Raw genomic sequence first — 21,343 nt, 5'->3', positions numbered from 1 at the left:
AGGAAATTTTAGTGATAAACAAAATTATTACATTAACTCTAACTTCTGCACTATTTGCTGCGCCGATGTTAAGCAATGAGGCGATAGCTAAAGAGCAAGCGAAAAAAGCACCTACTAATGCAAAAGATTTTGCTGTATTTATGGCGGAAAAACATGGCTTTACTCAAGACTATGTCGCTCAGGCTTTAAATAAAGCCGAAAAGCGCCAAAGTATTTTAGATGCTATGAGTCGCCCTGCCGAAGGTAAAGATTGGTACGAGTATCGTCCGATTTTTTTAACTGACAAACGCATTAAGCAAGGCGCTGAGTTTTGGCATAAACATAAAGAAACGTTAGCGCGGGCAGAAGAAGTATCACAAGTCCCTGCAGAGGTTATCGTCGCCATCATTGGAGTTGAAACTTTTTATGGAAGGATCCAAGGAACTTTTCCGGTAATCGATGCGATCAGCACTTTAGCTTTCCATTATCCTAAAAGATCCAAATTTTTTGCCAGCGAGTTGGAGCAATACTTTATTTTGGCTAGAGAACAAGGCTGGATGTTAGATCATCATAAAGGTTCTTACGCAGGCGCTATGGGCATGGGGCAGTTTATTCCTAGCTCTTATCGCCATTACGCAGTTGATTTTGATGGTGATAAAAAAATCAATCTTTTTGAAAACCCACAAGATGCGATTGGTAGTGTGGCAAACTATTTTAATAAACATAAGTGGATCTTGGATGAGCCAGTAGCAGAGTTTTTGCCGCAACTGGATAGTAAACTTGCAATGCAATATCGCAATAAAAAATTGAAGCCACAATTTACGGTTGATCAACTAACCAATGCAGGAATCAAATTACAGTCAGCGCCAAGCAAAGATACTAAAGCTGGGATTTATAAATTCCAACAAAAAGATTCCGTCGATAACTGGGTCGGTTATCACAACTTTTATGTGATAACTCGTTATAATCGAAGCCCAATGTACGCAATGGCTGTTCATCAGTTAAGCCAAGAAATTAAAGCGACTTATCAAAAGATGCAAGCAGATAAAGCAGTAACAAGTGAGAGCGCCAAATGAAGTTTCCAGTTTTAGCCGCGGCAACGCTTTTGACATTAACCGCTTGTACCACTACTGATATTAGAAGTCCTGGCAGCCAACAGCCTTTAGATCGAAGTATCCCAGACTCGGCGCCGACAGATTCTGACAGATCTTTTACTAATGGAACGCCTCGTGAGCCTCGCCCAAAAGTAGAAGCAAAGAGTCGTTATGGTAACCCGCCTTACTACGAACAAGACGGTAAGGTTTATCATGTTTTAGATAGTGCCGACGGTTATATTGACGTAGGGGTGGCCAGTTGGTATGGCAAAAAATTTCATGGTCGTAGAACTTCTTCGGGTGAAATTTATGACATGTATCACTTTACCGCAGCCCACAAAACATTGCCGCTCCCAAGTTATGCCAGGGTAACTAATTTAGATACGGGTGTCAGTGTGGTGGTTAAAGTGAATGACCGAGGACCATTTGTTAAAAACCGGTTGATTGATTTGTCCTACGCTGCAGCGAAAAAATTAGGCTATGACGATAAGGGAACTGCAAGAGTGGAAGTTCAAGTCTTGGCGTCTCCTCGTTCGAATGGCGTTGGTGCCAACTATGAACGTGGCGAATTAAAGATACCGCCAATTAAAGACCAAGTTGAAACCCCACAATTATTTGTTCAAGTTGGCGCTTTTAGCGATGCTTTAAGAGCGGATACTTTAGCTGCTCGCTTACGCGATTTTTTCAAACAACCGATTCAAGTAACCAGTTTTAAAAACAATCAAAACATTACTTTAAATCGCGTTAGAATTGGTCCTTTGGATAATGGCGAAACTGCTGAGAGGATTTTAAATCAGTTAAGACAGTATGATTTAGGAACCACCCCCAAGTTGGTCACTGATTAGTTCAGGCCTTGAAATTAGGTGATATAAACCACAATGATGAAAATTTTTTTAATTGTACTTTTATTAGTATCTTCAACAGTCACTTCGTTACCACTATTGGCAAATCAGCCGGGCACGCCTGAGATTGAAGCTAAATCATACATTTTGATTGACTATCTAACAGGTAAGGTATTGCTAGAGTCTGAAGCGGAGAAAGTTTTACCACCTGCTAGTTTGACAAAAATTATGACTAGCTATGTAGTCTCTGATGAGCTCAAAAAAGGCAATATAAGTCCAGACGATAAAGTTTTAATTAGTGAAAATGCTTGGGCGCAAAATCCTAAACTGAAAGGTTCCTCGCTCATGTTTGTTGAAGTGAACAAATATGTTTCGGTTGATGAGTTGCATAAAGGGATTGTAATTTCTTCAGGTAATGATGCCAGTATTGCAATGGCTGAGCATATTTCTGGTACAGAGTCGGCCTTTGCAAAATTGATGAATCAACATGCATTGGCACTGGGTTTAAATAATACTTATTTTGCTAACAGTACGGGTTTACCAGCAGATGGGCATCAAACTTCAGCAAAAGATTTGGCAAAGTTATCACAGGCTCTAATTCGAAGTTTTCCTGAAGATTACGAGATTTATGCCGAAAAAGAATACACCTATAATAAGATCACTCAGCAAAACCGCAATACTTTGCTAAGAGATCAAAGTATGAAAGTTGATGGCCTTAAAACAGGCCATACAGAAGAGGCTGGATTTGGTTTGGTTTCTTCGGCGGTTAAAGATGAGATGCGATTAATTGCAGTTGTTATGGGCGCTGAGAGTAAGGCAAAAAGAGCCAGCGAAAGTCGAAAAATTTTAAATCATGGTTTTCGTTTTTACACTAACATTACACCGTTTAAAGGTGGTGTTTCACTAAAGAATGCTCGCGTTTGGAAAGGTGAAGCGAATGAGTTTTCTGTTGGCCTAGCGCAGGATGCAACTTTAACTATTCTTAAGACTGAAAAAGAAAAGCTAAAAGCCAACTATATTATTGACTCGGAATTGATAGCTCCTGTTAGAAAGGGTCAGAAAGTTGGCGAAGTTTTCTTCAAAATTGATGGTAAAGAAATTATGAAGATGCCAATGGTAGCGCTAGAAGATGTAGCCGAAGCAGGCTTTTTGGGCCGTATGTGGGATAGTGTTAAACTTTGGTTTTAAATAAATTGTTTCATTATGACCCTCAATAGAAACTCCAATGGCAATTATCTACCTTAACGGTCAATGGTTACCGGATTCTGAAGCTAAAGTCTCGGTTTTTGACCGAGGCTTTTTGTTTGCAGATTCGGTTTATGAAGTGATCCCTGCATATGCGGGCAATTTCTTTCGTTTTGAAGAACATATTCAGCGACTTAATCAGAGTCTTGAGAGTGTCAAAATGGATTTAAGATTTGATGGGCAAGAGTGGTTAAGCATTGGCAAAGAGCTATTGGCTAAAAATGATTTAAAACAAGCAAGTTTGTATTTACAAGTTAGCAGAGGGACTAGCGCTATACGATCTCATGAATTTCCAGCTGAGATTATGCCAACGATCTTTGCGATGGTATCTGAACTGCCTCCAGTAGTTACCAGCAAACAAAAAACGAAGGGCATTCAAGTGATTAGTTGTGAGGATATTCGCTGGGATCGTTGCGATATCAAAACCACGGGCTTGTTAGCGAACTGTCTTTTATTACAGAAAGCGCTTGAATCTGGGGCTGATGACTCCATATTAGTGCGAGATGGTAAAGTCCTAGAGTCGACCTCGAGTAATGTATTTGCTGTAAAGTCTGGACAAATACTGACCCCAAAGCTGAGCGATGAGTTGTTAGCAGGCGTAACTCGAGAATTTGTGATGTTGCTTGCAAGAAACTTGGGTTATTCAGTACTTGAAGTGGACCTTTATGAAGCGGACTTACAGGAAGCTGATGAAATTTGGCTAACAAGTTCAAATAAAGAAATCCGCCCAGTAGTGGGCTTGAACCATGCTAAAATTGGCAATGGCGAAATAGGTAATGTTTGGCGTGAGATGAATCAAGCTTATCAAAAGCTAAAATATAATCTTTACCAAGGTGAGTTTTCAGAGATAGCAGGTATCAATACCTTATGAATCAAAATTACGATAGAGATAAACTGTGGGAGTTCCCCGCTGACATATGCTTTAAAGTCATGGCTGTTAATCGAGACGGGATTGACCTTGAAGTGTTGCAGGTAGTTAATCGGCATGTTCCCACTAATAATTTGCCAAAATCACAGCCAAGTCGAAATGGAAACTATGTTTCTTTATCGTTTAATATTCAGGTGACTAGTAAAGAGCAGGTTGATGCTTTATATCAAGATGTTTTCACCGTAGATGGCGTGAAAATGACCCTATAGTGAAGGCTCAGAGAATTATGTCGATAGAAAATAGTGTCATTATTCGAGAGCTGGGTCGTCACGACTACGTGCCTGTTTGGAAAGCAATGCAGGCCTTAACCGACGAGCGAGATGAGTCGGTAATGGATGAGATTTGGTTAGTTGAACATGATCCTGTGTTTACTCAGGGACAAGCCGGTAAAGCTGAGCATTTATTATTTCCTGGCGAGATCCCTGTAGTTCAAGTGGATAGAGGTGGTCAAGTCACTTACCATGGTCCTGGACAGCAGGTCGCGTATTTCATGATAGATTTACGTCGCAAAAATATGGGGCCAAGAGATCTGGTTTCTGCAATTGAAAATGCGATTGTGGATATGTTGGCTATTTACGGCATAGAGGCTACACCAAGAGCAGATGCGCCAGGTGTTTATACTGAAGATGAGAAGATATGCTCATTAGGTTTACGCATCCGCAAAGGAAAATCATTTCATGGTTTAGCACTAAATGTGAATATGGATTTAGAGCCATTCGCCAGAATTAACCCTTGTGGTTATCAGGGAATGATCATGACTCAAATAAAAGATAAAGGCGGTCCGCAAGATCTAGAGCGGATAAAGCCAGATCTTATCGATCAATTGTGTGAAAAATTGGGTTATACTAAGCGCCTTGAGCAAGTTGGCTTAGAATCCAGCGACTAGCTGACTACTAATTAAGAGAACATATGTCCGATCAAGTAAAAAGAGGGCGAGTGACTGGCAAGGTCATTCCTGGTGAGAAAATGCGTGCTGAAGATAAGATGGCCCGTATTCCTGTTAAGATTGTTCCTACCGAAGAAATGCCGCGAAAACCGGATTGGATTCGAGTGCGCCTTCCTAATGGAAATCAAATCACCAAAATTAAAGAAATGCTGAGAGGTAAAAAACTGCATACAGTTTGTGAAGAAGCTTCTTGCCCTAATTTACCTGAGTGTTTTGGCCATGGGACCGCTACTTTCATGATCATGGGTGATATTTGTACTCGTCGCTGCCCTTTCTGCGATGTTGCGCATGGTCGTCCATTAGCGCTTGATCCAGAAGAACCGCAAAACTTAGCGGATTCAGTAAAGTCGATGGGATTAAAGTATGTAGTTATCACTTCAGTTGACCGTGATGACTTGCGAGATGGTGGTTCTGCTCATATCACAGAGTGCGTTAGAGTTGCGCGTGAACAAAATCCAGGTTTGAAAATTGAGGTCTTGGTTCCGGATTTCCGTGGCCGTATGGAAAAAGCTTTAGACTTAATGAGCGATGGGTTGCCAGATGTGTTTAACCACAATTTGGAAACTGTACCAAGATTATATAAGCAAGCTCGCCCCGGCGCTGATTATCAATGGTCTTTGGATTTACTGAGGCAGTTTAAAGAGCGCTATCCGGGTATTCCAACTAAGTCTGGTTTAATGATCGGTCTTGGTGAAACCAATGAAGAAATTATTGAAGTCATGAAAGATTTAAGAGCTCATGGCGTTGATATGCTTACGCTGGGCCAATACTTACAGCCGAGTAAATTCCATCACCCTGTGATGCGTTTTATGCCACCAAAAGAATTTGATGAGCTAGGTAAAATTGCTGAAGAGCTTGGCTTCACAAATGTGGCAAGTGGTCCAATGGTGAGATCTTCATACCATGCAGATCAGCAAGCAGCAGGAAATAAGGTTTCTTAGATAAGTCTCTTAAAAAGAGCTAGATAAAAACTTCTTAAAATTATTTTTTGAATGATAACTTAGCTATTTGTTTTAAAATCAGGCAGAACTTGTAACATTGCCAATGGAAAATCAAATGCCTCGTTCTAATCCAAAAGACCTAATTTTAAACGGTATCCTTAGTAGATTAATTAACGAAATGATTTAGAGCGAGTAGATTATGCAAATTGAAAAAAACAAAGTTGCCATTATTGAATACACAGTTAAAAGTGCGGAAGGTCAAATGATTGATACTTCTGAAGGTACTGAACCGTTGGCATTCTTATGCGGCTTCCATAATATTGTGCCTGGCTTAGAAAGTGCATTAATGGGAAAAGTTGCTGGCGATCAGTTAAATGTAGCCATTTCACCAGATGATGCTTATGGTCAATATAATGAAGAGTTTGTTAAAGAAGTTCCTTTAACCGCATTTCAAGGCGTAGATAAAGTTGAAGCTGGTATGCAGTTTCACGCTGAATCTCCGAATGGCCCACAATTAATCACAGTAACTAAAGTAGAAAATGAAATGGTTACTGTTGATGGTAATCATCCATTGGCAGGCATTGAACTACATTTCGATGTCACTATTAAAGAAGTTCGCGCAGCAAGTGAGGAAGAAATTGCTCATGGCCATGTGCATGGTGAGGGCGGTCATCACCATTAAGATTTAAAAGCGACTTTCAAGTCGCTTTTTTATTCACAAGCTTAGTTGCATTTCAAAACAATTAGATTTACATTAATTACAAATTAGCTCTCTACTTATTATTATGAGCAAAATCGATCAACCTATATTAGTCAGTTTTAAACTTTGCCCTTTTGTGCAAAGAGCGGTAATTACTATGCTGCACAAGAAAATTGATTACACCATTGAGTATATTGAGTTATCTAAAAAACCTGATTGGTTTTTGAATATTTCTCCGCTTGGCAAAGTGCCTTTGTTGCGAGTTGGCGAAGAGGTTTTATTTGAGTCAGCAGTTATTAATGAATATTTAGATGAATCTTATGGTGAAAGTATGCTGCCAAAAGATCTATTGGAAAAAGCTCAACACCGAGCTTGGATAGAGTTTAGTAGTAGCATTAATAACGCTCAGCACCAATTGACTCAAGCTAGACGTGAACAAACTTTCCGTCAAATTCAATCGGATTTGGCGAAGAAACTGGCTCATCTAGAGCAGCAAGTTGATGATAAAGGTTATTTCTCAGGTGATAGTTTTAGTTTAGTGGATTCGGCATTTGCACCGTTTCTAATGCGGAGTCAAATTTTGGCTGATGAAACAGGTGAAGATTCATTGGAAGATTTCAGAAAGCTATTAAAGTGGCGTGAGAATATGTTGTCCTTGGATGCGGTAAAAAACTCGGTAGTTGAGGATTTTGAAGAGCTCTATAACGAAGCTTACTACGAGCGTGATGGCTACTTAGTCCAGCTCGCGAGTTAAAAAACTTATCTTTAGGTATAAAAAACCGAGCTTATGCTCGGTTTTTTCTTAATCGCATCATTAAAGTCGGCAGTTAGGTCTTTTGCCCTGAGCTCTAGCCTCTTGATATAACTGCAACGCCTTTGGCATCTTCCTATTTAAATCGTTAATACGAGTTTGGTTGGAAGGGTGGGTAGAAAGGAATTCAGGCGGTTTACGACCTTGTGATAAACGAGACATATTTTGCCATACGGTGACACTAGCTCTTGGATCGAACCCAGCACGCGCCATTAAAGTAAGGCCGATATCATCGGATTCTGATTCGTGTTGACGGCTAAAGCTAAGCCCCCCAACTTGAGTGGCTACTCCAAGTAACCCTAGCACTTCCTGTTTTTGTCGAGTATCAGTACCGCCTAATATTGCGGTTAATTGTAGTGCTGTATTGCCTAAAAATTGATTCGACATCCGAGCATTGCCATGCTCTGACCATACATGGCCTATTTCATGTCCGATGACAGAAGCAAGCATATCAGTCGAACTAGCAATTTTGAACATCCCAGTATGCACGCCAATTTTTCCACCGGGTAAAGCAAAAGCATTAGGTGTTTGTTCTTCAAAAACACTAACTTCCCATGATGTTCGATGCATGCGAGCCTTGTTACCATAAACTCGCTTGTCTTCTACCAAGAGTTCTGGGATAAGTGCGTCTACGATACATTGAACGTAACGATTGCTTTTAGGAGACTGATCGACTTTTTGGCTTTTCTTCATGGACGTAAATGCTGCAGCGCCCATTTGATTCATTTGGCTATCGGGAAAAATTTTGACGAAGCTCTTACCTGTGGGCGAGGTGGCGCATGCCGAAGTGAGTAAAACTAATAGACTGATGAAGGTTAAACGCATCTTAAGAGACTCCTTTGCGATAGTAATTGCTATAACTATAGTAACTTCAATGATAAGAATTAACAATCAAGCACAAAAATTTTAACAATTGTTTGAATATGTGAGTTACATAGGGTCTAGGTGCTTGAATTTCAAAGATAAATCTTGTATTTTAAGCCTGCATATAATAAATACTCGGTATAATAAAATGGCTTATAAGCATGGGGAAGAGTTAGGGGAAAACTCGTCATTGAAGCTTGATAAAGAGTTATTGCTGACCATTCATGGAACGGAACATGAAGATATTTTGTTGACCATTTCTGAAATTCTTCGTCGTTTCAAAGGCGTTTTCCTGTCTAATCATTTTCATCGAGTGGGTTTACAGTTCACAGGGTTGATGAAAATCGGCATTAATCATATGTACCTTAAGCCCTTCATTTCTTGTTTAGATAGTTTAACTTCTTACAGTGTTCGCTTTGATACTCAAATTTTAAGTCTCGAACAAAGCGAAAGAATCAATGAACAAATGCGTTTTGAGTTTGAAGTGTGGGGGCCTGAAAACGCTGAATTTAAAATTAAATTTATGCAATGGCTTAATCGTCAACGTTTAGTGGTTGAGTCGATGCAAGACTCTATCAAAATGGATGCTAGTGGAAAACCTCAAATGAGCTCGCACGTCTGCGTTACCACTGAATACGTGGTAGACGAGAATGAACTGCAAGAAGAAATTTATCAGCTTGGTAAAGCCACAGGCATGACGGTTTTATTAGTGAATCAAGATATGACCGATGATGAGCAGTTTGAAGGTTATCAAAAAGTTATTTAAGTAAAAGCTATCCTGTTGGATAGCTTTTACTTTATGGTCTGCTGAATAGTTTTTAGTATTATTCTTCTGTTTCTTTACCATCGATGATAAAGCCAATTTTACGCTCTGGAGCAGCTTCAGCTATCTTTTCGATATAGCATAGCAATTGCACATTAGACTGATGCGTTAAAATCATGCAAGCATTTCCTGCGACATGACCTTCAACACGAATGCCGTGGAATGATTCTTGAGCCAAACGAGTAACATTTACTTGCATACCGCCAGATAAAATTGCAGTTATTGCAGGTTGCGCATCTGCTGGGGTATTGGCGCGCCACTGTCTAATGGTATTGGCCAGGCTTCGAATTAACTCGCCTGATGAGCGGTAATCATTGATTTGACTGTTTGCCAAATTCATTTGATCGATTTCTAAACGCGGTGGCTCAACATCAGGATGAATGTTTTGAAAAATTTTCACTTCCTGCGGCTGACGTTGCTGGATGATAGTTTTATACTGATCGCTCATAATAATTAACTAGTTATCAAATATGTTAAGCAAGATAAACGAGTCATTTCTATTTAGCAAGGCAAAACCTACCCAGCTATCGACATTTTCAAAGAATTTGGTCATGATGCGCCCATGGAACAAACAGTAGAAAGTATTTTAGCTTGGATTAGTGCTAACCCGCATTGGGCGGGTTTGGCGGTGTTTGCAATTGCCTTTTTAGAGTCACTCGCTATTGTAGGCTTAGCTGTTCCCGGTTGGCTGTTACTGGTTGGTGTAGGCTCTCTAATAGGTGCGGGCCATCTAAATTTTTGGCTGATCAGTTTAGCTAGTTTTAGTGGCGCAGTATTGGGGCAGCTAGTTTCTTATGGTGTTGGTTATCACTTTAATGACCGGATCCATCAATGGTCTTGGGTCAAAAATCATCAAAGTTTAATGGAGCGAGCGGAACTGTTTTTTAAAAAACATGGTTTTGCAGGAATATTAGTCGGTCAATTTATTGGACCAATTCGAGCGGTTATTTCTCTTGTGGCTGGTGTTCTCACAATGCCGATAAAAAAATTCATAACTGCAGTAGTTTTAGCAACTATGATTTGGGCTCCTGTCTATTTGATGCCAGGTGTCTTGGTGGGCGCAGCCTTAACTTTTGAACAAACGCAAATGTGGCTTTTACTGAGCAGCATTGTATTAATGGGCGTTTCATTATGGTTAATAAGTCGCTATGCATTTGATGCTTATAAAGTTAAAAATACCAATCAGAATTTGCCTCAACGCCGTCATGTAATGTTTATTTTGATGATGATTGTTTTTTCGACCACGGTAATATTTCTAGTGGTTTCAGATTACGGCACCTTGATGCTCGATTTAATGACGAAAATTTGGGGTCTTGTTAGCTGATGATTAATGAAATCTTTGATAATTATTGGCAAGAATTTTTAGTTATTGCGACTGCTCATATACTAGCTGTTGCAAGCCCTGGTCCAGATTTTGCGATAGTTATGCGCCAGAGCCTAATCTTTGGGCGCAAACCTGCGATAGTGACCAGCATTGGAATTGGCTTAGCTATATTTGTGCATGTTGCCATTGCGCTTATTGGTGTTGCTGCTTTAATTAAGAGCACGCCATGGCTTTTCACTAGTATAAAAATAGCAGGTGCTATTTATTTAGGTTATATCGGTATTCAAGCTATAGGTGCAAAAAAAACAGAACAAACATCCGAGCAATTTAAATCGACCAATGAATTAATGACACTGGTAAAAGCGTTCCGCCAAGGTTTTTTCACTAATGTATTAAACCCTAAAGCTACGGTATTTTTCTTTTCATTATTCACCAGCCTGATCAGCAGTGAAACACCATTAGCTATTCAAGGTTTTTATGGTACCTGGATGGCGATAGTCACAGGCGCTTGGTTCGTCAGTTTGTCTTTTTTATTGAGTCAGCAGAAAGTAAGAGGATTCTTTGGGAATTATGGTTACTGGATTGATCGTATCTTAGGAGTGTTCTTAATTGGTTTAGCTCTAATCTTACTATTTGCAAATCTCGATTGAGATACCAGAAACAGTAAGATTAGAGTGGATGTATTAGATGATCGGCAAGGAAATAGTGACTTTCAATCCTTGCTGTAAACCAGAATCCTTAGCATTCTCAGCAGTAATGCTTCCGCCATTAGCCTCAACACCTCTTTTAGCGATCGCTAAGCCGAGTCCAGCGCCACCAGATGCTCTCTCTCTTGCCTCAGTGGGACGATAGAAAGGCTCAAAAATCTTTTGGATGTGCTCAGGATTAACTCCTGGACCTTGATCAAGAATTTGTATATGAATCATTTGATCCACACTGAAGAGTTTTAAATTGACCGAAGTTTCTGGATCTGTATGACGGATTGCGTTACGTAAAATATTTTCTACCGCACGGGCAACAAGTCCATAGTAACCATAGAATTCGATATCTTTTTCTTGTGCAAAACTCACACTTTTATTAGCCGCTTTTGCTTCAAACTGAGCATCTTTGATTAAAACAGATATTAAATCGTTTAATAAAAAACTGGACTTACCTTCATAGAAATGTCCCCGCTCTAATGCGGCTACTTGCAATAGCTCACCGATCATATCGTCAAGTCGTTCTATCTCTAATTCAATTCTTGCTAGGTGTTTATGAGTATCTTCGTTGGCATTGTTAAACGCTAAGCTTGAGGCAATTTGCATTCGAGTAAGAGGTGAGCGAAGTTCATGTGATACATCACTTAGTAGGCGCTTTTGCGAATGAATCATTTTATTAATTTTATCTGCCATTTGGTCAAAGTCTTCAGCCAAATCTATAAATTCATCGTGGCGATTATTCATGAAGTCTTTTGCGCGAGCAGCTAAATCACCTGCAGCAAAAGCTTGAGTTGCTTTTTGCAGTTGGTTTATCGGTCGAGTGAGATACCAAGCCAAACCAAAACATACAAAACCACTAATACCAAATGCTGCCAAAATAGTCCAAAAGGGGGTAGAGTGATAAACGTAAGAGATTAGCGTATAGAAGTGTTGGTTAGTTTTGTTAGAGAGATATAGCTGATAATGTTTACCACGATTGAAAACAATTTCAGGTCCAAAATAGCCAGTAGAGTTATCGATTACCTTAGCTAGCTGTTGATTGCGTTTGTTAAATGCACGAAGTTTATAAACAGCTTCAGGAACATCACGTTCGAATAAGTCTTTACCAAACTGATCGAGAATGTAGGTATTAGCTAAGATGTTTTCAATCTTTTTTGGTTGTAAAATTTTTAATTCTTGATACTTATCAATTAAGCGCTTCTGCTGGATTAAAATTGCGGTTTTGCGTAATTGAATTAACTCAGAGCGCTCTATTGGTAATAAGCGGCTTTTTTGATCAGAAAGACTATAAAGAAATACCGTAGTAAATAGTACGATTAGGGTTGCCAACCAAAACCATAGAAAAATTTTCCAAAATAAATTGGGTCGTACAAATTTACGAATCGAGTGAAACATACTGATAACCAACTCCGCGAACTGTTTTTATACGATCATCATCTTTTTCATTAGGGCCTAATTTTTTACGCAGGTTGCTAATATGCATATCAATACTACGATCATAGGGTTCTAACTTTCTACCTAAGCATTGCTCAGATAATTGATCGCGATCAACAAGGTGACCAGCGTGTGAAATCAATAAATAAAGAATGTCGAATTCTGTAGCAGTTAGCTTAACTGGAGAATCGTTTTGTAACACTTCTCGGGCTGAAGGGTTAATTTTAACATCTGAAAGTTGAATCGATTCTAACTTTTGATTTTTGTTTTTATAAATATTTTCGGTACGACGCAATATTGAGCGAATTCTAGCTGTAAGCTCTCTAGGATTGCATGGCTTACCGATATAGTCATCTGCGCCAAGTTCTAAGCCAACAATGCGGTCAATTTCATCGCCGCGGGCTGTGAGCATCAGAATAGGTACCTGAGATTCTTTGCGAACTTCTTTTAAAACCTCGAAACCATTTAAATTAGGCAGCATGACGTCAAGTATCATTAAATCAAAATCTTGAGCTAAGATAGATTTTGCAGCTGTGCTACCGTCATGAGCCAAGCTAATATCAAAGCCTTCATTCGAAAGGTATTCGTTGAGTAGTTGACAAAGCTCTATATCGTCATCAGCTAAAAGTAACCGAGTCATCTTCATTATTCTTAGTAATATGTGTATGTGAGAATAATATCACGATTCTACAAAGATTATGTAAAGTTTAGTCAGGATGCTTTACAGGACTTTTACTTAATCTTTACTGCTTGCAGATACATAAATTTTCGAATAAGAGTATATTAATTTCATAGCACAGCTAAATGAAACAGCAGTTTTATTTGGCATAGATCATTAACTCATTATTTTGGAGATTAATATGAATAGTTTCAGTAAAGCGTCAATAGCAGCTGCATTATTGGCCACAAGCGGCCTTATGTCTTCTGTAGTAATTGCTGGCCCTGGGCATAAGCATGACAGTAAAAATCATCAACAGAAAATGTTATTTAAAAAACTTGAGCTAACAGAAGAGCAGCGAGCACAGGTTAAAGTTGAACGCGAACAAAAATTAGCACTTAAAAAACAGAGCCAAGAAAAGTTACGCAACATTAAAAAAGAAGTGCGCGAATTAATGCAGGCGGAAGTGCTTGATAAAAGCCGTTTAGATACTTTGTTGCAGCAAGAAGCTGCAGTTAAAGCAGCGCGCATGGCTCAACAGCATGAATCTTCGAAGAGATTCAAAGCCATGTTAACTGATGAACAGGCAGCGAGGCATGCAGTAATAAAAGAGCAGAGGCAAGCTAAAAGACAGCTCATAAAAGAGCAACGTCAAGATAGAAAAGATGCAAGAAAAGCACGCAAAGAAGCTTTGCAAGAAAGGTTGAATAATCGAACTGAATAAATCATTACCCCTAAAATTTCTCCTTAGAAATTATTGGCCACTGTTGTGGCCATTTTTTTGTTACCATAGGAGTAATAAGTATCTATGAATTTATAATTTGCGCCAACTACTTGATCAACAATGGCTTATTCAAAGCCCTGAACTTTTAAAACTTGATGCAAGATTAAGTGCTCAATATATGTTAAACAAGGCACAGGCAAGTCAAGCGTTTGAGTTTATCCCAACTCATCGACTTGGTGTCTACTTTGAACAACTTTGGCATCATCTTATTGACAGTAATCATCAATTTCAATTGCTTCATAAAAATCGCCAAGTGATTATCGATAAACATACTTTTGGCGAGTTTGACTCTATTATTTATGATGTTATGGCGAAGAAAACCAGTCATTGTGAGCTGACGATTAAATTGTATTTAAAAGTTGGTGAAGGTGATGCTTTAACCGATTGGGTTGGCCCTAATTTAAAAGATCGTTTTGACGTTAAGTTAAATCGGTTATTCAAGCACCAATTACAACTCTCAGATAATCCACGGATCAAAGATTGGCTCTACGACAATAAAATTGTTATCGATGCCAAGAAATTACTGACTAAAGGGAGATTGTTTTATCCTTATCAAGATTACTTAGCTAGTCAATTTAATTTCCCAAATCAAGTTAACCCTGAACATGGTAAAGGTTTTTGGCTCACTTACTCTCAACTATCGGAGGTTTTAATAGAAACCAAATATCAATGGTATCAATTGCCACGTTTATATTGGTTATCGGAAATTGAATCGTTGGACTCTGAGTTATTACCAATCGATAGAAATTATAAAAACTTTAACCTACAAAAAATTGTTGCTCTTGAAAATGGTAAGGAAGTGATGCGGGGCTTTGTTGTAACCGATGAGTGGTTACACAAAGCCGAGCAGAGAATTTTGAATTAACTTATAATCGATTTTTAATTAAGTCTTCTACTACCGATGGATCGGCTAGGGTTGACGTATCACCTAAATTTTCAAGTTCATTCTCAGCAATATTTCGCAAAATTCGACGCATGATTTTTCCAGAGCGTGTTTTAGGTAAGCCCGGAGCCCATTGCACCTTGTCCGGCTTGGCGATGGCGCCTATTTCTTTTGCTACGTATTGAATTAACTCCGCAATTAAGGCATCGGAGATTTGAGTACCAGTCATTGGCGTCACGTAAGCATAGATACCTTGTCCTTTGATAGCATGCGGATAGCCGACCACCGCAGCTTCGGCAACGGCAGGGTGTAATACCAAGGCACTTTCTATTTCTGCTGTGCCTAAGCGATGGCCAGATATATTCAATACGTCATCCATACGCCCAGTTATCCAGTAATAACCATCTTCATCTCGGCGCGCGCCATCACCGGTAAAGTAATAGCCGGGGAATTGTGAAAAATAGGTATCAAAGAAACGTTGCTGATCTCCATAAACACCACGCATTTGTCCTGGCCAAGATACTTTCATGGCTAAACTGCCGCTGGCTTTTCCAGCAACTTCTTGACCATTTTTGTCTAGGATAACAGGTCTTATTCCAAAAAATGGCCGAGTAGCAGAACCAGGTTTTAACGGCGTTGCTGCAGGTAACGGTGTAATTAAAATCCCGCCAGTTTCTGTTTGCCACCAAGTATCTACTATAGGGCAGCGTTCATCGCCAACCACTTTGTCGTACCATTCCCAGGCTTCAGGATTAATAGGTTCGCCAACGGTTCCTAAAATTCGTAACGATTGGCGCGATCTGGATTTCACTGGCTCATCGCCCAATGCCATTAAAGCGCGAATTGCAGTCGGCGCAGTATAAAAAATATTAACTTTATGTTTATCAACCACATCCCAGAATCTTGAAGCGGTAGGATAATTAGGGACACCTTCGAAAACTAACGTTGTAGCACCATTAGCTAACGGGCCATAAAAAATATAGGAATGGCCGGTGATCCAACCAGCATCGGCGGTGCACCAATAGGTCTCACCTTCTTGATAATCAAACACATATTTATGGGTCATGGCGGCATAAAGAATATAACCACCTGAAGTGTGTAAAACCCCTTTGGGTTTACCGGTAGAACCGGAAGTATACAGAATAAATAATGGGTCTTCGGCATCCATGATTTCTGGAGTGCATTCTGGCTCCATATCCAGTTTTATTTGGTTGTAATCAATGTCTAGCTCTGGGTTCCAGCTAATATCTGCATTACGATGCTTGATGACAAATACTGAGTGCACATTAGGACAGCCTGCAAGCGCTGTATCGGTATTCGCTTTTAACGGAATTCCTTTGCCACCACGAACGCCTTCATCGGCGGTAATAACTACCTGACAATCGCTGTCTAAAATTCGTGTTTTGAGTGCTTCAGGAGAAAAGCCACCAAAGACCACTGAGTGCACAGCGCCTATTCGAGCACAAGCTAGCATGGCATAACCAACCTCAGGGATCATGGGCATATAGATACATACCCGATCGCCTTTTTTAACCCCGCGCGATTTTAAAGCATTGGCAAAACGGCAGACTTCATCATGCAGTTCTTGATAAGAAATGTGCTTCTGTTGATCTGGCTCATCACCTTCCCAAATAATTGCGGTTTGCTCAGCTTTATCCGCTAAATGACGGTCAATACAGTTATAGCTCACATTAACTTTGGCGCCCTCGAACCATTTTATCGAAGCTTGCTTATAGTCAATATCATTTAAGGTTTGCCATGGTTCAAACCAGTCCACAAACTCATTCGCCATTCGGGTCCAGAAGCGCTCAGGATTCTCGATCGACTGCTGATACATGCGTCGGTATGTATCTTCATCAATATGCGGTGTATGCGTTGGAATAGAGCGAATAGGGTAGGTTTTCACTTCAGACATGGTTAACTCCATACTTTATATTTATAGAGTTAGGATAAAAGAAATTGTACTTTTGTTAAAGTCTTTACTTTTTATCTTTAAAGGATTTAAAGCGATGTAAAAAGACGAAGGCGCCGATAAAAAGAATGGCGATATAAGCAACTTGTTTGAATAACCACAATAGGTCTAACTCTCCATTGGCTTCAGCAAAATAAACCATAATTCCTGAAATCTTTAGGAAGCCTAAGGCAAAGGAAAAAATGGCTAATATTAGAAAGACATATTTCATAGTTGAATATTATCAATCAGTCTTACTTTACCCATATAACAACCGAGCAAAATGACTAACTTTTTATCATCGGCTTGCGCTAACTCTAAAGTGTCTTGATTAGTGATATTAAAGTAATCAGGAGTAAAGTCTAAGTCGTCTAGTTTTTGGTTGGCTTCTTTTTCAAGCTGACGAAAATCTTGGCGACCGTGTTCTATTTCAGATTTTGCCCATAGCAAAGTTTGATATAAGTTGCTGGCATGATCTTTTTCTTGTTGCGACAAATAACCATTGCGCGAGCTCATGGCGAGTCCATTTGCTTCACGCACGATGGGCGCGCCGATAATATCAATATCAAAGTTTAAATCGGTGACCATGCGGCGGATAATAGTTATTTGCTGGAAGTCTTTTTCCCCAAATATGGCACAATCAGGACGAACCATATTGAATAATTTAGTTACTACTGTAGTGATGCCGCCAAAGAAAACCGGTCTCGACGCCCCGCAATGATTTTTATCCAGCTCCGCAACGGTAACTGAAGTGATATTTGGCCACTTGGGATAGACCTCTTCTTTAGCTGGCGCAAACACAATGTTGGTGCCCTGGCCTTCTAGTTTTTTGCAGTCTTCATTTAAGGTTCTTGGGTAAGAATCGAAGTCTTCATTAGGACCAAACTGAGTGGGGTTTACAAATAAGCTGACTACTACAATATCGGCATGCTTTTTTGCCACATCGACTAGGCTTAAGTGCCCTTGATGTAAGTTTCCCATTGTTGGCACAAAGCCAATGCGCTTGCCATCACGACGATGTGCATTTAGTTCGATTTGTAATTCTTCGATGGTGTTTATAACGATCATGGAGCTTCTCAAAAATGATTAAAGATGAAATGTTACTCAAACCTATGTTCATCAGCTGGGAAATTTTGCTCTTTAACTTCATTATGATAAAGAGTAATCGCATCTTGAATGGAGCCTTTGGCATCAGCCATAAAGTTGCGGGTAAACTTTGCTTGGAAAGGAGAAATTCCTAGCATATCGTGTAGGACTAAAACTTGCCCATCCACATCAACCCCGGCACCAATCCCCATAACCGGAATTTGTAATGATTCAGTCACTAATTTTGCTAAATCACTTGGTACGCATTCAAGTACTAACATACGTGCTCCGGCTTTTTCCAAAGCCTTCGCATCAGTTAATATTTTAGAAGCGGTTTTATCATCGCGTCCTTGTACTTTAAAGCCACCAAGTGCGTCCACAGATTGCGGGGTTAATCCTAAGTGTGCACAGACCGGAATGCCGCGTTCCGTTAAGCCGGTGATGGTGTCGTATAACCATTGACCACCTTCAAATTTCACCATGTTAGCGCCAGCTTGCATGACCGCCGCTGCGGTCTCATAGGCTTGCTCTGGAGTTGAATAAGACATATAGGGTAGGTCGCCAAGTATTAGGCAATTTGGACTAGCATTAGCAACGCAAGCGATATGGTACTCCATATCTTCAAGAGTCACGGGCACCGTCGTTTCTTGGCCTTGGATAACATTACCTAGTGAATCACCCACCAGGATCATGTCTACACCTGCATCAGATATCACTTCGGTAAAAGTGGCGTCGTAAGCAGTAAGGCATGAGAACTTTTCGCCTTGAGCTTTGAGTTTTTCAATATGGCTAATGGTAATTTTTTTCATGGTGCTTTTCTCGGACTCTGTTTTGCTATTAGTTCGCTAAAACTTAAATTGCGCTACGCAGGATGCGGATTAAAATAGTTCTTGCCGCGAGTGGTACGTGAGATTTGTTCTAGCAGCATATTAAAATCAGCTTCGTTCTCGACTAAATCTAATCCAGAAGCGTTAACGATTAGTAACGGGGCTTCATCATAATAGTAGAAAAAATCTGTGTAGGAATCACAAATTTTTTGTAGATATTCCTTAGTAATCGGTGATTCAATATTACGACCACGTTTACGGATGCGGCTTAATAAAACATCCACGGGCGCTTGCAAATAAATCGTTAAATCTGGCTTTGGCGAATCGATGGTTAAGTTATCATAGACTTGCTCATACAAACGCAGCTCATCTGAATCTAAAGTTGAACGGGCAAATAACCTATCTTTTTCAATTAAATAATCGGCCACTCTTACAGGTGCGAACATATCCGACTGGCGAACTTCTTGCAATTGGCGAACGCGTTGAAATAGGAAGTATAATTGAGTCGGCAGTGCACCGGTTTTAGGGTCCTGATAAAAACGTTCCAGAAAAGGGTTATCTTCGGCTTGTTCTAAAATAAGCTCCGAACCTAAAACTTCAGAAATTTTGCGTGCCAAAGTGGTTTTACCAACGCCAATGGGGCCTTCAACCGCTATGAAATTATGGTTAATATTATGATTATTTTGATGATCACTCACCAAGGCTTCTCCATTCGAGTTTTTTTAAATTGTATTGTCCAGAGCCCTCTAATAGCGAGGCAATCATACTGCCATCTGGCATCTTAAGATTTGGCTTCAACTCTAAAAGTGGTTTAAGCACAAAATCACGTTGCCCAATACCATAGTGTGGAATCGTTAGCCGCTCTGTTTCCATGATTGTATGATCGTAGAGCAAGATATCCAAATCTAAAGTGCGTGCTCCCCAACGTTTTTCACGAACTCTTTCATGAGAATTTTCAATAGCTTGCAGTTTATCCAGTAATTGCAGGGGTTCTAGCCGAGTGGCTACTTTAGCAGCAGCGTTAATATAATCCTCTTGTGGCTCGGAATTATCATCTAAGGTCATTGCTGAAGATTGATATAAGCTCGAATAGGCTAACAAATAGGAATTATCCATTTGGTCTAGCTCCAGTAATGCCTGAGTTACCTGCTGGATAGGATTTTGTAGATTTGAGCCTAAACCGATATAAGCGATATGCATAGAAGCCATGGTCAGTTGTCTTGGTTAATCCTTAACTGTTGCTAGTACGACTTTTTCGTTTTCTTGGATTGCGCTTTTGACCAAGAGACTTACCTTTGGCGATCATCTTTATCCGTTGCTCACGGCCAGCCTCTTGGAATTCGGTCCACCAATCAGCTAGCGGTTTTAAGCTCGGATCGATTTCTGAGCGTAAGACTAAGAAATCGTAGCCAGCTCTAAATCTTGGATGATCTAAAACGCTCCAAACGCGCTTACCGTAATTAAATTTCAGACGAATTTGCAGCGCCCAAATATCCTGCATCACGGCGCCATGGCGTTTCATAATAGAAACCGTTTGGCTTTGCTGGTTAATCGTAGGGTTAAAGTTTTTATAAAAAGCATCATTGAAATGCATGCCTTTACTGACCAAGCGTTCAGTACGATCCATTAATGGCTTCCATAACATAACCGCTAACAAAAACGCAGGATTAATGGACTTATCTTCACTAATGCGGCGATCAGTATTTTCCAACGCTAGGGTGACAAACTCAGCAAAGTCATCATCTTCATTAATTTCTTTACTGGTTTGCGGGAATAAATATTGCAATAAACCGAATGACTTTAATTGGTTAAAGGTTCGCTGCCCACGCCCTGATAAGAACATTTTTTTATATTCTTCCCATAAACGCGCCGCTGGTATCCCTTCGAGTAAATGCGCCATCTCATTAATAGGCTTGGCAGTATTGTCTTCGATGGTTAAACCCAGTTTACAACCTAGTCTAACTGCGCGCAGCATTCGAACCGGATCTTCTTTATAGCGCTCTATGGGATCGCCAATCATTTTCAATTGACGCTTTTCTAGATCTGCTAACCCGCCGCAATAATCATGAATACTGAAGTCAGCAATATTGTAATAGAGCGCATTAACCGTAAAATCACGACGAATGGCATCTTCTTCAACCGTACCATACACATTATCGCGCACTATCATGCCATCACCACGCTGCTCAATATTGTCGTCACAATGGGCGCGGAAAGTTGCTACCTCGATAATATCTCGGCCATAAAGAATATGCGCTAAACGAAAGCGGCGACCAATAATACGGCAGTTACGGAATAGCTTTTTGATTTCTTCTGGCGTCGCATCAGTGGCAATATCGAAATCTTTTGGACGTAACCCTAACAAAATATCACGCACGCCACCGCCTACTAAATAGGCTTGGTAACCACTTTTGTGTAGGCGATATAAAACCTTAAGCGCATTCTCACTAATAAATTCGCGAGAGACGCTATGCTGATCGCGTGGGATAATGTGTTGGTTAGGGTTGGTCATAATTTAAATTTTT

The 21,343-nt window shown here is 40.0% G+C and carries 25 protein-coding genes; 14 read left to right on the top strand and 11 right to left on the bottom strand.

What is annotated here, in order from left to right; all coding sequences use genetic code 11:
• Nucleotides 1-11: 11 nt before the first annotated feature.
• The 9 genes from mltB (at nt 12) to GJS41_RS06070 (ending at nt 7,429) form a co-directional block, all read left to right on the top strand.
• A complete protein-coding gene (gene mltB / locus GJS41_RS06110) occupies nt 12-1,055 on the top strand; it encodes a lytic murein transglycosylase B (RefSeq protein WP_370515642.1) in 1,044 nt (347 codons plus the stop codon).
• A complete protein-coding gene (locus GJS41_RS06105) occupies nt 1,052-1,918 on the top strand; it encodes a septal ring lytic transglycosylase RlpA family protein (RefSeq protein ID WP_154246406.1) in 867 nt (288 codons plus the stop codon). Before mltB ends, GJS41_RS06105 begins: the two co-directional genes overlap by 4 nt.
• A 33-nt stretch (nt 1,919-1,951) precedes the next feature.
• The gene (locus tag GJS41_RS06100; protein ID WP_227551255.1) at nt 1,952-3,103 is read left to right on the top strand and encodes a D-alanyl-D-alanine carboxypeptidase family protein; all 1,152 of its coding nucleotides are present in this window, start codon (nt 1,952-1,954) and stop codon (nt 3,101-3,103) included.
• Between the two features lie 37 nt (nt 3,104-3,140).
• Nucleotides 3,141-4,031, top strand: coding sequence for an aminotransferase class IV (locus GJS41_RS06095; protein WP_154246405.1), 891 nt, complete (start codon nt 3,141-3,143; stop codon nt 4,029-4,031).
• The gene (locus GJS41_RS06090) at nt 4,028-4,297 is read left to right on the top strand and encodes a YbeD family protein (RefSeq protein ID WP_154246404.1); all 270 of its coding nucleotides are present in this window, start codon (nt 4,028-4,030) and stop codon (nt 4,295-4,297) included. Before GJS41_RS06095 ends, GJS41_RS06090 begins: the two co-directional genes overlap by 4 nt.
• Nucleotides 4,298-4,320: 23 nt before the next feature.
• Entirely contained in the window at nt 4,321-4,974 is a 654-nt protein-coding gene (gene lipB / locus GJS41_RS06085) for a lipoyl(octanoyl) transferase LipB (protein WP_370515674.1), read from the top strand.
• Between the two features lie 23 nt (nt 4,975-4,997).
• Nucleotides 4,998-5,975 carry a lipoyl synthase gene (lipA, locus tag GJS41_RS06080; protein ID WP_154246402.1) on the top strand — a complete coding sequence of 326 codons (978 nt, stop codon included), beginning with the start codon at nt 4,998-5,000 and terminating at the stop codon, nt 5,973-5,975.
• A gap of 199 nt (nt 5,976-6,174) precedes the next feature.
• Nucleotides 6,175-6,657, top strand: coding sequence for a peptidylprolyl isomerase (locus tag GJS41_RS06075; protein ID WP_154246401.1), 483 nt, complete (start codon nt 6,175-6,177; stop codon nt 6,655-6,657).
• Between the two features lie 103 nt (nt 6,658-6,760).
• The gene (locus tag GJS41_RS06070) at nt 6,761-7,429 is read left to right on the top strand and encodes a glutathione S-transferase family protein (RefSeq protein ID WP_154246400.1); all 669 of its coding nucleotides are present in this window, start codon (nt 6,761-6,763) and stop codon (nt 7,427-7,429) included.
• Between the two features lie 60 nt (nt 7,430-7,489).
• Here GJS41_RS06070 and GJS41_RS06065 read toward each other — a convergent pair whose 3' ends face one another.
• The gene (locus tag GJS41_RS06065) at nt 7,490-8,311 is read right to left on the bottom strand and encodes a M48 family metallopeptidase (RefSeq protein WP_154246399.1); all 822 of its coding nucleotides are present in this window, start codon (nt 8,309-8,311) and stop codon (nt 7,490-7,492) included.
• A gap of 187 nt (nt 8,312-8,498) precedes the next feature.
• Between GJS41_RS06065 and GJS41_RS06060 the strand changes: the two genes are divergently transcribed.
• Nucleotides 8,499-9,116: a hypothetical protein gene (locus GJS41_RS06060; RefSeq protein ID WP_154246398.1), complete on the top strand. Its 618-nt coding sequence runs from the start codon at nt 8,499-8,501 to the stop codon at nt 9,114-9,116.
• A gap of 58 nt (nt 9,117-9,174) precedes the next feature.
• Here the strand turns inward: GJS41_RS06060 and GJS41_RS06055 are convergent, their stop codons facing one another.
• The gene (locus tag GJS41_RS06055; RefSeq protein WP_154246397.1) at nt 9,175-9,621 is read right to left on the bottom strand and encodes a hypothetical protein; all 447 of its coding nucleotides are present in this window, start codon (nt 9,619-9,621) and stop codon (nt 9,175-9,177) included.
• 114 nt (nt 9,622-9,735) lie between these two features.
• Here GJS41_RS06055 and GJS41_RS06050 point away from each other — a divergent pair, with 114 nt between their 5' ends.
• Both GJS41_RS06050 and GJS41_RS06045 read left to right on the top strand, forming a co-directional pair.
• The gene (locus GJS41_RS06050; protein ID WP_154246396.1) at nt 9,736-10,497 is read left to right on the top strand and encodes a DedA family protein; all 762 of its coding nucleotides are present in this window, start codon (nt 9,736-9,738) and stop codon (nt 10,495-10,497) included.
• Nucleotides 10,497-11,147 (top strand): LysE family translocator, encoded by a 651-nt coding sequence (locus GJS41_RS06045; protein ID WP_154246395.1) that lies wholly within the window; start codon nt 10,497-10,499, stop codon nt 11,145-11,147. Before GJS41_RS06050 ends, GJS41_RS06045 begins: the two co-directional genes overlap by 1 nt.
• A gap of 33 nt (nt 11,148-11,180) precedes the next feature.
• Here the strand turns inward: GJS41_RS06045 and GJS41_RS06040 are convergent, their stop codons facing one another.
• Both GJS41_RS06040 and GJS41_RS06035 read right to left on the bottom strand, forming a co-directional pair.
• A complete protein-coding gene (locus tag GJS41_RS06040; protein WP_154246394.1) occupies nt 11,181-12,590 on the bottom strand; it encodes an ATP-binding protein in 1,410 nt (469 codons plus the stop codon).
• On the bottom strand, nt 12,571-13,269 hold the full coding sequence (locus GJS41_RS06035) for a response regulator transcription factor (RefSeq protein WP_154246393.1): 699 nt from the start codon (nt 13,267-13,269) through the stop codon (nt 12,571-12,573). Before GJS41_RS06035 ends, GJS41_RS06040 begins: the two co-directional genes overlap by 20 nt.
• A gap of 220 nt (nt 13,270-13,489) precedes the next feature.
• Between GJS41_RS06035 and GJS41_RS06030 the strand changes: the two genes are divergently transcribed.
• The gene (locus GJS41_RS06030; protein WP_154246392.1) at nt 13,490-14,011 is read left to right on the top strand and encodes a Spy/CpxP family protein refolding chaperone; all 522 of its coding nucleotides are present in this window, start codon (nt 13,490-13,492) and stop codon (nt 14,009-14,011) included.
• A 97-nt stretch (nt 14,012-14,108) separates the two neighbouring features.
• Nucleotides 14,109-14,936 carry a DUF1853 family protein gene (locus GJS41_RS06025; RefSeq protein ID WP_154246391.1) on the top strand — a complete coding sequence of 276 codons (828 nt, stop codon included), beginning with the start codon at nt 14,109-14,111 and terminating at the stop codon, nt 14,934-14,936.
• Nucleotide 14,937: 1 nt separating this feature from the next.
• Here the strand turns inward: GJS41_RS06025 and acs are convergent, their stop codons facing one another.
• The 7 genes from acs to pcnB all read right to left on the bottom strand — a co-directional run bounded on the left by acs (nt 14,938) and on the right by pcnB (nt 21,330).
• Nucleotides 14,938-16,869, bottom strand: a complete 1,932-nt coding sequence (gene acs, locus GJS41_RS06020; RefSeq protein WP_154246390.1) for an acetate--CoA ligase — start codon at nt 16,867-16,869, stop codon at nt 14,938-14,940.
• A gap of 64 nt (nt 16,870-16,933) precedes the next feature.
• Nucleotides 16,934-17,137: a hypothetical protein gene (locus GJS41_RS06015; RefSeq protein ID WP_154246389.1), complete on the bottom strand. Its 204-nt coding sequence runs from the start codon at nt 17,135-17,137 to the stop codon at nt 16,934-16,936.
• Entirely contained in the window at nt 17,134-17,973 is an 840-nt protein-coding gene (gene panC, locus GJS41_RS06010) for a pantoate--beta-alanine ligase (protein WP_154246388.1), read from the bottom strand. Before panC ends, GJS41_RS06015 begins: the two co-directional genes overlap by 4 nt.
• A 32-nt stretch (nt 17,974-18,005) precedes the next feature.
• Nucleotides 18,006-18,800 (bottom strand): 3-methyl-2-oxobutanoate hydroxymethyltransferase, encoded by a 795-nt coding sequence (panB, locus tag GJS41_RS06005; RefSeq protein ID WP_154246387.1) that lies wholly within the window; start codon nt 18,798-18,800, stop codon nt 18,006-18,008.
• Nucleotides 18,801-18,853: 53 nt separating this feature from the next.
• Nucleotides 18,854-19,516, bottom strand: coding sequence for a deoxynucleoside kinase (locus GJS41_RS06000; RefSeq protein WP_370515641.1), 663 nt, complete (start codon nt 19,514-19,516; stop codon nt 18,854-18,856).
• On the bottom strand, nt 19,509-20,018 hold the full coding sequence (gene folK, locus GJS41_RS05995; protein ID WP_154247003.1) for a 2-amino-4-hydroxy-6-hydroxymethyldihydropteridine diphosphokinase: 510 nt from the start codon (nt 20,016-20,018) through the stop codon (nt 19,509-19,511). The genes GJS41_RS06000 and folK overlap by 8 nt, the downstream gene beginning before the upstream one ends.
• Before the next feature lie 31 nt (nt 20,019-20,049).
• Nucleotides 20,050-21,330, bottom strand: a complete 1,281-nt coding sequence (gene pcnB / locus GJS41_RS05990) for a polynucleotide adenylyltransferase PcnB (RefSeq protein WP_154246385.1) — start codon at nt 21,328-21,330, stop codon at nt 20,050-20,052.
• Between the last annotated feature and the right edge of the window lie 13 nt (nt 21,331-21,343).

Source organism: Kangiella sp. HZ709 (genome assembly GCF_009674675.1).
GTDB lineage: Bacteria > Pseudomonadota > Gammaproteobacteria > Enterobacterales > Kangiellaceae > Kangiella.
This window is presented reverse-complemented; position numbering and strand designations above follow the sequence as displayed.